This is a genomic window from Paraburkholderia sp. EG304, assembly GCF_046543485.1.
Lineage (GTDB): Bacteria > Pseudomonadota > Gammaproteobacteria > Burkholderiales > Burkholderiaceae > Paraburkholderia > Paraburkholderia youngii.
The window spans coordinates 491,543-504,226 of sequence record NZ_JBKGUA010000001.1; the positions used below are offsets into that span (position 1 = coordinate 491,543).

The 12,684-nt window shown below is 67.0% G+C and carries 13 protein-coding genes; 10 read left to right on the forward strand and 3 right to left on the reverse strand.

Translation table 11 applies throughout. The features are described from left to right. Window positions 1-6 precede the first annotated feature (6 nt). Entirely contained in the window at window positions 7-1,068 is a 1,062-nt protein-coding gene (locus ACLFKU_RS02265) for a lysylphosphatidylglycerol synthase domain-containing protein (RefSeq protein ID WP_368586974.1), read from the forward strand. Between the two features lie 60 nt (window positions 1,069-1,128). Here ACLFKU_RS02265 and ACLFKU_RS02270 read toward each other — a convergent pair whose 3' ends face one another. Together ACLFKU_RS02270 and ACLFKU_RS02275 are read right to left on the reverse strand one after the other, a co-directional pair. Next, window positions 1,129-2,532, reverse strand: a complete 1,404-nt coding sequence (locus ACLFKU_RS02270) for an ATP-binding protein (protein ID WP_410848022.1) — start codon at window positions 2,530-2,532, stop codon at window positions 1,129-1,131. Continuing rightward, window positions 2,529-3,188 carry a response regulator gene (locus ACLFKU_RS02275; protein WP_410848023.1) on the reverse strand — a complete coding sequence of 220 codons (660 nt, stop codon included), beginning with the start codon at window positions 3,186-3,188 and terminating at the stop codon, window positions 2,529-2,531. The genes ACLFKU_RS02270 and ACLFKU_RS02275 overlap by 4 nt, the downstream gene beginning before the upstream one ends. Window positions 3,189-3,570: 382 nt before the next feature. Here ACLFKU_RS02275 and ACLFKU_RS02280 point away from each other — a divergent pair, with 382 nt between their 5' ends. The 6 genes from ACLFKU_RS02280 (at window position 3,571) to ACLFKU_RS02305 (ending at window position 9,193) form a co-directional block, all read left to right on the forward strand. Beyond that, window positions 3,571-3,921, forward strand: a complete 351-nt coding sequence (locus ACLFKU_RS02280; protein WP_410848024.1) for a hypothetical protein — start codon at window positions 3,571-3,573, stop codon at window positions 3,919-3,921. Between the two features lie 19 nt (window positions 3,922-3,940). After that, window positions 3,941-5,206 carry a bacteriohopanetetrol glucosamine biosynthesis glycosyltransferase HpnI gene (hpnI, locus tag ACLFKU_RS02285; RefSeq protein WP_410848025.1) on the forward strand — a complete coding sequence of 422 codons (1,266 nt, stop codon included), beginning with the start codon at window positions 3,941-3,943 and terminating at the stop codon, window positions 5,204-5,206. Then, window positions 5,203-6,036, forward strand: a complete 834-nt coding sequence (hpnK, locus tag ACLFKU_RS02290; protein WP_410848026.1) for a hopanoid biosynthesis-associated protein HpnK — start codon at window positions 5,203-5,205, stop codon at window positions 6,034-6,036. The genes hpnI and hpnK overlap by 4 nt, the downstream gene beginning before the upstream one ends. A gap of 127 nt (window positions 6,037-6,163) precedes the next feature. Then, window positions 6,164-6,826 carry a response regulator gene (locus tag ACLFKU_RS02295; RefSeq protein ID WP_368586969.1) on the forward strand — a complete coding sequence of 221 codons (663 nt, stop codon included), beginning with the start codon at window positions 6,164-6,166 and terminating at the stop codon, window positions 6,824-6,826. Further along, entirely contained in the window at window positions 6,823-8,187 is a 1,365-nt protein-coding gene (locus ACLFKU_RS02300) for an ATP-binding protein (RefSeq protein WP_368586968.1), read from the forward strand. The genes ACLFKU_RS02295 and ACLFKU_RS02300 overlap by 4 nt, the downstream gene beginning before the upstream one ends. A 91-nt stretch (window positions 8,188-8,278) precedes the next feature. Beyond that, the gene (locus ACLFKU_RS02305; RefSeq protein ID WP_410848027.1) at window positions 8,279-9,193 is read left to right on the forward strand and encodes a ProQ/FINO family protein; all 915 of its coding nucleotides are present in this window, start codon (window positions 8,279-8,281) and stop codon (window positions 9,191-9,193) included. Window positions 9,194-9,220: 27 nt separating this feature from the next. Here ACLFKU_RS02305 and ACLFKU_RS02310 read toward each other — a convergent pair whose 3' ends face one another. Then, window positions 9,221-10,570 carry a TAXI family TRAP transporter solute-binding subunit gene (locus ACLFKU_RS02310; RefSeq protein WP_368586966.1) on the reverse strand — a complete coding sequence of 450 codons (1,350 nt, stop codon included), beginning with the start codon at window positions 10,568-10,570 and terminating at the stop codon, window positions 9,221-9,223. A gap of 207 nt (window positions 10,571-10,777) precedes the next feature. Here ACLFKU_RS02310 and ACLFKU_RS02315 point away from each other — a divergent pair, with 207 nt between their 5' ends. From ACLFKU_RS02315 to ACLFKU_RS02325, 3 genes are all read left to right on the forward strand, one after another. Beyond that, complete coding sequence (locus ACLFKU_RS02315) at window positions 10,778-11,245, forward strand: DUF2946 domain-containing protein (RefSeq protein WP_410848028.1); 468 nt, start codon at window positions 10,778-10,780, stop codon at window positions 11,243-11,245. A 108-nt stretch (window positions 11,246-11,353) separates the two neighbouring features. Beyond that, window positions 11,354-12,286, forward strand: a complete 933-nt coding sequence (locus tag ACLFKU_RS02320) for a hypothetical protein (RefSeq protein WP_410848029.1) — start codon at window positions 11,354-11,356, stop codon at window positions 12,284-12,286. A 19-nt stretch (window positions 12,287-12,305) separates the two neighbouring features. Then, window positions 12,306-12,677, forward strand: a complete 372-nt coding sequence (locus ACLFKU_RS02325; RefSeq protein ID WP_410848030.1) for a copper resistance protein CopC — start codon at window positions 12,306-12,308, stop codon at window positions 12,675-12,677. Window positions 12,678-12,684 lie beyond the last annotated feature (7 nt).

Sequence of the window (12,684 nt, forward strand, 5' to 3'; positions counted from 1 at the left end):
GCGCGCATGATGAAGCATCTGGGCCGCGGGGCCGCGCTTGCGGGTTTGCTGATCTCTTTGTGGCTGGTCTGGCGCGAAGATCCGCGCGCGGTGCTCAGCGCGTTGCGCGCGGCCGGCGCGGGCCTCGTGCTGGCCGCGTTGGCGCACGTGCTGCCGATGGTCGCCAACGCGTGCGACTGGCGCTCGCTGATTCGCGGCGCGAACCGCCCCAGCTTCGGCAGGATGATGCATCTGGTATGGGTGCGCGAATCGGTCAACTCCATGCTGCCGGTCGCGCGGATCGGCGGCGAACTCGTGGCGTTCCGCATGTTCAAGCGCTGGGGCGTCCGGCCATCGACAGCGGTCGCCAGCACCATCGTCGACATGCAATTGACGCTGATCAGTCAGCTGATGTTCACGATGGTCGGCATCGGCTTTCTGTTCGCCAATGCGCAATCGGGCGCGCTGCGGCTCGCCGGGCAGCTCGCGTGGGGCGTGGTCGCGTTGACGCCGCTGCTGTTGCTGTTCGGGCTCGTGCAGCATGCGAATCCGTTCGAGCGCATCACACGCGTGGCGAACCGGATGACGAGCGGCAAGCTGACCGCGCTGGTCGGCCAGTCCGCGCAGATCGATCAGTCGATCAAGGTGATCTGGCGACGCCGCGCGGTCGTGCTGCGCTATCTGTTCTTCTGGCAGCCGCTGCAATGCGTGCTGACTTCGCTCGAAATCTGGCTCGCGCTGTATTTCCTCGGCGCGCGCGTGACGCTCGTCGAGGCGATCGTGATCGAATCGCTGATCCAGGCGGTCAGCAGCGCCGCGTTCTTCGTGCCGGGCGGTCTTGGCGTGCAGGAGGGCGCTTTCGTACTGATTGGCGGCGCACTCGGACTCGATCCCGCGACCTGTCTCGCGCTCGCCGCCGCGCGGCGCATTCGCGACCTGCTGATGTTCGTGCCGGGCCTGATCGCGTGGCAGTTGTTCGAGGCGTCCGGCAACGCGCGGCCGCATGCCAAGCCACCCGGCGTGGGCGCCGGGCTGGCCAAACAGCGTTCGGGCGTCGCTGATGCGAACCGCGGCGGCGAGCGGCGCTGAGCGATCGGCTCGCGGTTCCCCGCTTCCCGCTCGCGTCTTTGACGCGCACGCCGCGCGCCGTCAGCGCGGCGCGCGATAGGCCGGAAACGACAACTGCACCGCCAGCCCCTGGCCCCCGATTCCCGCTCCCAGCTGCAGATTCGCGCCGAAATGCTCGGCGATCCGCGCAACGATCGACAAACCGAGCCCGCTGCCGGTCGCCTGATTGCCGGTCGCGCGGAAAAAGCGGTTCGTCAGGCGCGCGAGATCGTCCGGCGCGACGCCGGGGCCGTCATCGCGCACGCTCAGTTGCACGTGCCCGTCGGCATGGCGCACCGCGACTTCGACGTTGCCCCCCGCACGCCCATACTTGATCGCGTTATCGAGCAGATTGTCGAGCAGGATGCCGATCAGCACCGGCTCCGCATCGATCTCGGCGAGCATGTCGCCGACCAGCATCACGTTGATGTGTTTCTGCTGCGCATTACGCCGGTTCGCGAGCAGCGCATCTTTCGCGATCGCGGCCGGCTTCAGCGGCTCGGTGGGCAGCTTCTCCTGCACGTCCAGCCGCGCGAGCAGCAGCAACTGCTCGGCGAGCCGTGCGCTGCGATCGACGCCTTGCACGACGCGCTCCATCGCGAGCCGCTGCAGCCCGATGTCGGGCTCCGCGAGCGCGACCTGCGCCTGCACCTTGATCGCGGCGAGCGGCGACTTCAGTTCGTGCGCGGCATCGGCGGTGAAGGCGCGCTCGAGTTCGAGAGCATGCTGCAGACGCGCCAGCATCTGGTTGATCGCATCGACGAGCGGGCGCACCTCGATCGGCGTGCGGCCGATCCCGACCGGTTCCATGCGGTTGATGTCGCGAGAACTGAGCGCGGCCGAAAGCACTTTTAGCGGTGCGAGGCTCCAGCCAATGCTGAACCATACGAGCAGCGCGAGCACCGGCAGCGCGATCAGCGTGGGCCGCGCGATGCGGCTCGCGATTTCGCTCACCAGGTCGCTGCGGGTATTGGCCGGCTCGAACACGCGCACGCTGTGACCGAGTGCGGTCTCGCGCAACGTGAACGAGTGATACAGCTCGCCGACGAGCATCACGTCTTGCGCGCCGCTCGCGGGCGGCAACGGCAAATCCCACGCGGCGAGCGCGTGCAGTTGCGGGCTGCCTGCCAGCACGACGCCGTCGGCCGTGCGCACCTGGAAAAGCGCATCGCGCGGCAGCGTGTCGTCGTCATCGGAGTTGTTCGCGCCGGCTTCGGCGCTTTTCTCTTCTTCGCGCACGTCGATGCGCGCATTCGCGAGCGTCATAAGATTGGCCGGATCGAGCAGCGCGAGCACTTGCGCGAGTTCGGCGAGGCGCGCTTCCTCCCATAGGCCGACTTCGCGCGTCGCCTGCCGGTAGCTCGACACGAGCGCGCCGCCCCAGACGAGCGCGATGCTCGCGAGCACCAGCAGCACGAGGCGCCGCCGGATCGACGGACCGATCATTCTTTCTCCATCACGTAGCCGATATTGCGCACGGTCTTGATCAGATTTGCGCCGAGCTTCTTGCGCAGGTTCGACACATGCACCTCGATCGCATTGCTTTCGATTTCCTCCTGCCAGCCGTACAGGCTTTCTTCGAGCCGCGAGCGCGACTGCGGAATGCCGAGATTGGTCAGCAGTTGCAGCAGAATCGCCCATTCCCGCGATGTCAGCGGCACGCGCGCCTCGTCGATCTGCACCGTTTGCGCGGCCGGATTCACTGTCAGATTCTGGTAACGAATCAGATCGATACTGCGGCCTTGTGCGCGGCGCAACAGCGCACGGCACCGCGCGATCAGCTCGGTGAGATCGAACGGCTTGCCGAGATAGTCGTCGGCGCCCGCTTCGAGACCGCCGACGCGGTCGACGACCGTGCCTTTCGCGGTCAACACCAGCACCGGCACGTCATTGCCGGCGTCGCGCATGCGTTTGAGCAACTCGGTGCCGCTCACGCGCGGCAGGCCGAGGTCGAGTACCACCAATGCATATTGAGTCGTGTCGAGCGCGAGGCCGGCCTTGTGGCCGTCGCGGGCCCAGTCGACCGTGAAGCCGGCCTGGCGAAGGCCCGCTTCGACACCGCAGCCGATGAGCTCGTCGTCTTCTACGAGGAGTAAGCGCATGAGGCAAATATTCCAAGGTGTGGATTTATTGCATAAGGTCCTGCATTTTTATGCAAGCGACATTGATCCGTCTATACGAACAATCCGCGGTGTTCCGAAGTGTAACCACGCCGTTCGTTAGCCGCTTTATGCCATGCGGATGCTTAAGGTTTCCTTCAGCTTGAATCGATACCATCGACGCGCTATAAAATGGTCGTCGCAGATCGTGATGCATGTGCGAGACCAAGTTGTCGTCAGACCATCGCAATCTGATCGTAAGGACTTCGATGGAGTGACGCGCGAGGCATTCTTTATGCTGGTCGATAGCGTCAATGGACGTATCGACGAGTCCCGCCCAATGCCAGCATCTGGTCAGGCTGCAAGGCCCCGCACGAGGCACGTTATGAAGCGAGTCACCATCGACATGCTACGAGCCCATTTGCTAGTCGCGTCTCTGACCGCCGCAGGCACCGAAGCGCTGCTGTGCATCGCGCTGCCTGTACTGCCGGTCTCCGACGCTTTTTTCGCCTCGGCATCGTTCAGGCTGTTCGCGCTCGCGCTGATCATCGGCGGCGTCGTGATCGCGCGCGAATTCTCCGAGGTCGCGTTCGAGTTCGCGGTGCGGCGCGACTACGCGATTCGCGCTGCTCACGGCGCATGGCCGGCCGTGATCTCAGCCAACTGTCCACGCCGGTGGCTCGTCGTGCTTCATCTGCGGCTAACGGGGCAACCGTTCGTGCTGGCCGAGCACTGACGGATACGGACGACACACAATGGCGGCCCACGCGTTGATTGCATGTCAATGGCTTCTGTTAGCCGGCTGCGTTAGCGCTTCGATCTACACGGTAGCCGCCGCGCTCGCCATGCCGTTTTTCACCGCGCGGCATAAATCGAACCATCATGGCGGCAGGGCAGTCAATCGCGCGCTCAGCCGTTCGCTAATGGGTTCACCCGATGACCCATGCGGGCCGTTCGCGCAGGTCGGTGTCAGCGTGCTGAAGCCGTTGTGCGGCGCCGAGCCGCGTCTGTACGAGAATCTGCGAACCTTCTGCGAGCAGCGGCATCAGCATTTTCAGCTGGTGCTCGGCGTGTCGTCGCCGCACGATCCCGCCATCGCGGTGGTGCGCCGTTTGCAGGCCGCCTATCCGAAGTGCGACATCGAGCTCGCGATCGACACGCGCGTACACGGCAGCAATCTGAAAGTCAGCAACCTGATCAACATGGCCGCACGTGCTCGCCACGACGTGATCGTGATCGCCGACAGCGACATCGCGGTCGACTCCGACTATCTCGACAGCGTCGCCGCGCCGCTCGCGGACCCGAGCGTCGGCGTGGTTACGTGCCTGTACGTCGCGCGCGGCGTCGGCGGCTTCTGGCCGCGCGTCGGTGCGCTGTTCATCAACGAGTGGTTCGCGCCGTCGGTGCGAGTCGCGCACGCGATGGGCTCGCGGCGCTTCGGTTTCGGCGCGACCCTCGCGTTGCGGCGCGCGACGCTGGAGCGCATCGGCGGCTTCGAGGCGCTGAAAAACTGCCTCGCCGACGACTACTGGCTCGCCGAGCACGTGCGCGCACTCGGTCTGCAAACGGTGCTGTCGCGCGTGATGGTCGCCACCGACGTGATCGAGCCGACCTTCGCGGCGCTGTGGCAGCGCGAAACGCGCTGGCTGCGCACGATCCGCTCGGTCAATCCGCCGGGTTTCGTGTCGCTGCTGATCACCTTCCCCACGCCGTGGATGTTGACGGGCGCCGGGCTGACCGTGTCGTTCGCATCGTGTGCTCACGCGCCGTTCGCGGCGGTGGTCGCGAGCGCGTCGGCCACCGCGCTTTGCGTTGGCGCGCGCCTGCTGCTGCATTGGCGTGCGGCGCGCCGTTCGCGCACGTTCTGGCGCGATCTGCCGCTGGTGCCGTTGCGCGATACGCTGCTCGCGCTCCAGTGGCTCGTCAGCGCGTTCGGTTCGCACGTCGTGTGGCGCGGCGAGCGCATGCATCTCGGCACGCCGTCCGCCGAGCGCAGCGGTCGGCTGGACAGCCTCACGTGATAGCGCGCGGCAAGCCGGCCCAGCCGCGCGGACTGATCATCACCGCCGACGATTTTGGCCTGCATCAGCGCGTCAATCTCGCGGTCGAGCGCGCGCACCGCAACGGCGTGCTGCGCGCGACGAGTCTGATGGTCGGCGCGCCTGCCGCCAAAGACGCGGTCGCGCGCGCGCATACGCTCCCGGAACTACGGGTGGGCCTGCATCTGGTGCTGGCCGACGGCGCCGCGCTGGCGCCGCGCGAGCAGGTGGCCGCGCTGCTCAACGAGAACGGCCGCTTCGGCAGCAACATGGTGCGCGACGGTGTGCGCTTCTTCTTTCTGCCGCACGTGCGCCGGCAACTCGCCTACGAAATCCGCGCGCAGTTCGAAGCCTTCGCCGCGACCGGCCTCACGCTCGACCACGTGAACACGCACAAGCATTTTCATCTGCATCCGACCGTGCTCGGCCTGATCCTCGACATCGGCCGCGACTACGGCATGACGGCGATGCGTCTGCCGTTCGAAGCGAACGCGCCGCTGTGGCTGCGGCCGTGGCTCGCGCACGTGAAGACGCGGCTCGAGCGCGCGGGGATCGCGCACAACGACTACGTGGTCGGCATCGCGGCGAGCGGACGGATGGACGAGGCGACCTGGCTCGCCGCACTCGCGAATCTGCCGCATGGCGTCGGCGAGATCTACTGTCATCCGGCGCTGGCCGGCGACGCGCTGAGCGAGGGCATGCACGACTACCGGCATGCCGACGAGTTGCAGGCGCTGTTGTCGCCAAAGGTGGCCGCCGCGATCCGCGCGCTCGGCGCGCGAGTCGGCGGGTTCGCGGATGTGCTTGCGTAACGTCGCGCTTCGCGAAACGCACAATGCCCGATAACCGCTCGACGCGTCCCCAGAACCCGTAAGCGTTCGTTAAGCTGCCGCGGCCGATAATACCGAGGCCAAAACCGCACGAACGAGGGGAGAGGCCATGCGCCTGCTACTGGTCGAAGACGACGACATGATCGCGGAATCGGTGCTGGGCGCGATGCGCCGCGCCGGCTACGCGATCGACTGGGCCGAGGACGGCCGTGCGGCGGAACTGTCGCTCGATAACGGCGTATACGACCTCGTGCTGCTCGACCTCGGCCTGCCGAAAAAAGACGGCATCGACGTGCTGAACGCATATCGCCGCAACGGCGGCGCGGCGCCGGTCATCATCCTGACCGCGCGCGACGCGATCGACGAACGCATCCGCGGTCTCGACGCCGGCGCCGACGACTACCTGATCAAGCCGTTCGATCTCGACGAACTGGCCGCGCGCATTCGCGCGCTGCTGCGTCGGCGCACCGGCCAGAAGCAGCCGGTCTACAGCCACGGCGAACTGACGCTCGACCCCGCCGCGCATGAAGTCACCAAGGAAGGCGTGCCGCTGGCGCTGGTGCCGCGCGAATTCGCGCTGCTGCAGGCGCTGATCGAAGAGCCGACCCGCGTGTTCACGAAGGCCGAGCTCGAAGAAAAGCTGTACGGCTGGGGCGAGGAAGTCGGCAGCAACACGATCGAAGTGCATGTGCACAGTCTGCGGCGCAAGATCGGCGCGGACCAGATCGTGACCGTGCGCGGGGTCGGCTACCGCCTGAAGAGGTGCGGATGAGGTCGATTCGCCGCTGGCTGCTCGGCTGGCTGATCTTCGGCATGGCGGCGGCGTCGATGGTCGCGGCTTTCGCGATCTTCCATACCGCGCGGCGCGAGGCGAGCGAGCTGTTCGACTACGAACTGCGCACCGTCGCGCTGTCGCTGCCGTCGTCGCTGAGCGGCGCGGGCCTGCGCGAGCGTCGCCCCCCCGACCTCGGCGATCTCGCCGACGACCGCATCGTCATCGAGATCTGGGACAAGAGCGGCACGCTCATCTATCACTCCGCGCAGGCGCCGATGTTCGAGCGTCTGGCGCCGGGCTTCCACACGGTGCCGCGCGGTGAGTACCACTGGCGCATCTTCGGCGTCGCGCAGCCAGACCGCTACGTGCAGGTCGCGCAGCCCGTCTCGGTGCGCGAGGACCTCGCGTTGCATCTGGCGCTGCACACGCTGTGGCCGCTCGGCGTGCTGCTGCCGGTGACGATCGCGCTCGTGCTGCTGGTAGTCGCGCGCGGGCTCGCGCCGATCGGCGCGCTGTCGCGCGCGCTCGCGACGCGTTCGATCGATTCGCTCGAACCGCTGCGCCTCGACGGCAACGTGCCGGTCGAAATCCGGCCGCTCGTCGAAGCGCTGAACGATCTGCTGCAACGGCTGCATACGGCGTCGCAGGCGCAGCGCACGTTCATCGCCGATGCCGCGCACGAGCTGCGCTCGCCGCTCGCGGCGCTGAAGCTGCAACTGCAGGCGGCGTCGCGCGATGGCTCGCTGAAGGGCGAGGGGCAGACGCTCGAGCGTGTCGAAAATCGGGTGAACCGGATCATCCACCTCGTGCAGCAGCTACTGACGCTCGCGCGCGAAGATGCACAGCCGGTCACCTCGACGGTGCCGGTGAGCTTGCGCCGCATCGGCGAGCAGGCAGTCAGCGATTGTTCGGTGCTCGCGGAGCTGCGCGAGATCGATCTCGGCCTCGAATGCGAACAGGCGCGCACGCCGAACGACGCCTACACCGTGCTCGCCGAGCCGCACAGTATCAGCGTGTTGTTGGGGAATCTGATCAACAACGCGATTCGTCATACGCCGCGGGGCGGCCGTGTCGACGTGGTGCTGCGGCGCACGGGCGAGCAGGTTGGCTTCGAGGTCGTCGACAGCGGCTCAGGAATTCCGGAGGCGGAGCTCGAACGCGTGTTTGACCGTTTCTATCGCGGCGAGGAGTCGAAGGGCGAGGGCAGCGGGCTCGGTCTCGCGATCGTCGCGCGGATCGCCGAGCGGCATCAGCTAGGGTTGTCGCTGCGCAACAACGTCGGCGCGCCGGGCTTGCGGGTGTCGGTCACCGGGCTGCACGCGCCCGCCGCCGATGCGCCCGTCACGGCCGCGAATTAACGATCGTCATTGCGGCTAGCGGTTGTCACAAGCATATAGGCGCACGCTGCTACAATCTCATTTTTACAGATCGACAGATTGGTTGTGCACTATGGGTTTCGAACAACTCGCTGAACTGAAGAAGCAACTGGCCGCGGCGCGAGCCGCCGCCGAGGGCGCCGGCAAGCCCGATCGCAAATCGGCTGCGCGCCCCGCTTCGAAGTCCGCCGGCAAGCCCGCTTCAAATCCTGGGGCACATCCTGGATCTAACGCCGAGCGTGGCGCCAATCCGGGCACGAAACCCGGTGGCCGGCCCGGTGGGAAGCCGGGCGCGAAGGCCGGTGGTCGGCCGGACGGCAAGCCGGGCACGCGGCCCGGTCGCCCGCAGCCCGCCCATCACGCCGCACCCGAGGGCGCCGGGCCCGCCAGGACTGCGGCGGCGGACGCCAAGCCGGTGGACCCGGTGGTGCGCTCGATCGGTCGTCTGCAAAAGCGCTTCCCGATCGCTTTCCCGAAGAATCCGGCGCCGAAGCTGCCGCTGAAGATCGGCGTTTTCGAAGACCTCGTCGAGCACGCGAAGGAGCTGTCGCTGACCGAAGCCGAACTGCGCGACGCGATCAAGACGTGGTGCCGTGGCGGGCGCTACTGGAAGAGCCTCGTCGAAGGCGCCGCGCGCGTCGATCTGGCGGGTGTCGAAGCCGGCAAGGTGACGGCGCAAGAAGCGGCCGGTGCGCAGCGCCTGCTCGCGCATCGCGCGGCGAAGGGCGCGCAGAAGGCCGCCGCGGCGACGGCAAGCGCGAATGCACAGACGGGTGCCGGTACATCGTCACCGTCCGAGACGGCGACCGCCGACGAGCCGCAGGCCGAAGCAGCGGTAGCGCCAGTCGCGCAACAGGCGGTTCCGCAAGCGGATGCCGCTGCCGCAGCACCGGAAGCCGTAGCGGCGAATGCCGCCGGCAGCGCGGACACCCCGACGCAAACCAGCGCACAATCCGAATCCCAAGCTTCCACTCCCTCCCAGGCCTAACTCTGGCATCGCCCGTCGCGGCCTCGCTCACGAGGCCATGACGGGTGGCGCAGCCGTCAGCCGGCTGCGCACGAATCCCACATGCTCCCGCAGCACATAAAACGCATCCGCATACGCTAGCGGCATGCGCAGGTGGTTCAGCGCCGCCTCGATCTCGTCCAGTTGCCCCAGTAGCTGTGTGCGCTCCTCGTCGGTTGCGCCGGCGAGCGCGTGCCGCTCGATCGCGATCAGCGAACCGTAATAGCGATAGATGCGTGAGCGCACCCGCCACCGGTACAGCGCCGGAATCACCCGCATCGCGGGCAGCAGCAGCACGGCGACCGGCAACAGCAGAACCAGCGTGCGATCGCCGATGCTCGCGAGCCAGAACGGCAGCGTCCGATACAAAAAGCCCTTGCCGGTCCGGTAATAGCGCTGCGCATCTTCGCTGATCCGGTATTCGTGCTCGACCGGCGTCGGGAACTGGCCGGCGTGCTGCAACAGGCCCGCGGCGCCATGCACTTCCTGCGCCGCTTCGATCAGCAGATCCGAAATCGCCGGATGCAGCGTGCTGCGCGCGACGAGTTCGACCGTCGGGCTGATCAGGTGGACGGTCTCGGGCGGAATGCGCCGCTTCAGATCGAGCACGCCGGGCGGCAGGTCGATCTGGTCGAGAAACGGAAACACGCGCGTATAGGCGCTGGCTTCGTCGAAATTCATCACCGAAATGCCGGGTACGCGCAACAGTCGCAGCATCAGGCCGCGCGTTGCCGAATCGCCGCTCAGCAGCGCCGCGTCGACCTCGCCGGAGACCAGCTGAGTGGCGGCCTGCAGGCCGTCGCTCGGCACCAGCGTCGTCGCGCCGCCGGGCTCGATGCCGTTCGCCGCGAGCAGTTGCAGCGCGAGCAGCCGCGTGCCGCTGCCTTCGCGGCCAATCGCGATCCGCTTGCCTTCGAGCTGCGCCAGTTGCGTGAGCGCCGCGCCACGATAGAACACGACGATCGGCACATAGAACACGCTGCCGAGCGACACCAGCGACGACGTATCCAGCCCTTGGGCCACTCCGCCTTGCACGAACGCGATATCGACGTGCTGCTTCGGGTCCAGCAGCCGCTGCAGGTTCTGCACGGAACCATCGGATTCGAGCACGTTCAGGCGGATGCCGTTGCGCGCGAGGATCTTGCGGTACTGGTTCGCGGTGACGACGAACGAGCTGTCGCGCGGACCGGCGCTGATCGTGATCGTGCGCGGCGGCGCCGGATTGGCGATCCATACGATCAGCACGATCGCGAATGCGACCAGCAGCGCCGTGATGAAGTAGGGCAGCAGGTGCTCGCGCCATTCCGCGCGCGTCAGTTCGGCGGGAAAGTGCGGAGGACGCGGACGGTGCGCTTTCATGAAGACTCCGTGCCTGAAGCCGGGAGCAGGCATTGTCGCCCGTGCGGGGCGGCTTTGCCGTGACGGTTCGTTCTATTGACCGGGCGCGCGGCGCTCGACGGAGCCCGCCGGCCGCGGCCGAAGAATAATGACGTACATGGCATAATTTGCCGCAAATCGCGGTCTGGCAGTAGTGGACAACACAACTCGCGGCGTGGCGCAGGGCGCATGTTGAATCGTCGGCATCGGAAGATCGGCAGCTGGCTGGGATTGCTCGCGATCCTGCTGACGACGCTCGCGCCGACGATCTCGCAGACGCTAGCCGCCCACCGCCACGCCGACGCGATGACGGGCGAGCATTGCCGGATGGCGTCGATGGACGACATGGTGTCGATGCCGGGCATGCGCATGCAGGACGGCACGCCCGAGGCCACCCAGACGACCGCCAACCCGCCCGACAATGCCGACGACAGCGCCGACGCCGGTAATCCCACGGACAAGCACGCGCAGATGTCCGGCGATGCCTGCGGCTATTGCAGCCTGCTCGCGCATCTTCCGGTGATGCCGAGCGTCGGCATGCTGTTCGTCGCCGCAGTGCGCGCGCGCCAGCACACGGCCGCGACGCGCTTTGACAGCGTGCGCCATGTCGAACCGCTGACCTTCGCGCAGCCCCGCGCACCACCTTCCGCTTCCTGATCCGAATCCCTTACGACGCGATGCGCCGACGTGCATCGCGCTTGCTCGCGCGCGTCCGTCCGACGGCGCGCGCCGGCCTCGTCATCACCGATCAGACAGGATGCACTCATGCACACATCAGCAACGCGCGACGGCCGTCCGCCGCGCGCGGCGCCGCTCATCGCGGCTGCCACCTATGTCGCCTACACCGCTTACGCCGCGTGCGGCGTCGTAGGCCTGATCACCGCGCCGTCCATCGCGCAGGCGCACGCGATCGCCGGCAACCGCGTCTTCCCGTCGACGCTCGCGGTCGACGACCCCGGCGTCGGCGACGAAGCCAATTTCGAGTACGGCCATCAGCGCGTGCCCGGCGACAACGGCGACCAGAGCATCAACACGTTCAGCTTCGAATACGACAAGCTGATCACGCCGCGCCTGGCGGTGTCGATCGACGGCGCGTACGTGCTCCAGAACAACCCGCGCGCGGCCGGCTTCAACAACTTCGGCGTCGGCCTCAAGTACCTGCTGTACGTGAACGAGCCGCACGAACTGATGACGTCGATCGGCGTCACAGCGGAGCTCGGCGGCACCGGCAGTCGAGCGATCGCCGACAACTTCTCGACGATCTCGCCGACCGTCTACATCGGCAAGGGCATGGGCGATCTGCCCGATTCGCTCGCGTATCTGCGCCCGGTCGCGATTACGGCCGAGGCGGCCCCCGCGCTCAACACCGGCGCGGGTCAGCCGAACGCGTTCAACTACGGCTTCACCGTCCAGTACAGCCTGCCGTATCTGCAGCAGCACGTGCACGACGCGGGTCTGCCGCAGCCGTTCGCGAACCTGATCCCGCTCGTCGAGATTCCACTGTCGCGCAGCCAGGGGCAGACGACCGGCACGGTCAATCCGGGCTTTATCTGGATCAATCGCTATGGACAGTTCGGCGTCGAGGCGCAGCTTCCGATCAACCGCGCGAGCGGCTCGCACGTCGGCATTCTGGTGCAGGCGCATCTGTTCTTCGACGACATTGCGCCGACTACGCTCGGCAAGCCACTGTTTCCATGAGCAGCACAGGAGAAAAACGATGATGACCAGCTTCGAATATCACGCGATGCGCGTGGCGGCACTGATCGCCGGCTTGACGCTCGCGAGCGCGGCGCTCGCGCATGTGTTTCCGCAAAAGCAGGAGCCGGGCGCGGGCGCATCGGTGGCCGCGCCCGCGCAGGTCAAGTTGACCTTCGACGGGCCGCTCGAACCGGCGTTCAGCTCGCTGAGCGTGACCGATGCGAGCGGCAAGCAGGTCGGCACACGGAAGTCATCGGTGGATGCGCAGCAGCCCGCGGTGATGACGCTGCCGCTGCCGACGCTCGCGGCCGGACACTACACCGTGCATTGGATCGCGGTGGCGCCGGACGGGCATCGAACGCATGGGGACTATGGCTTCGATGTGAAGTAGGGCGGCA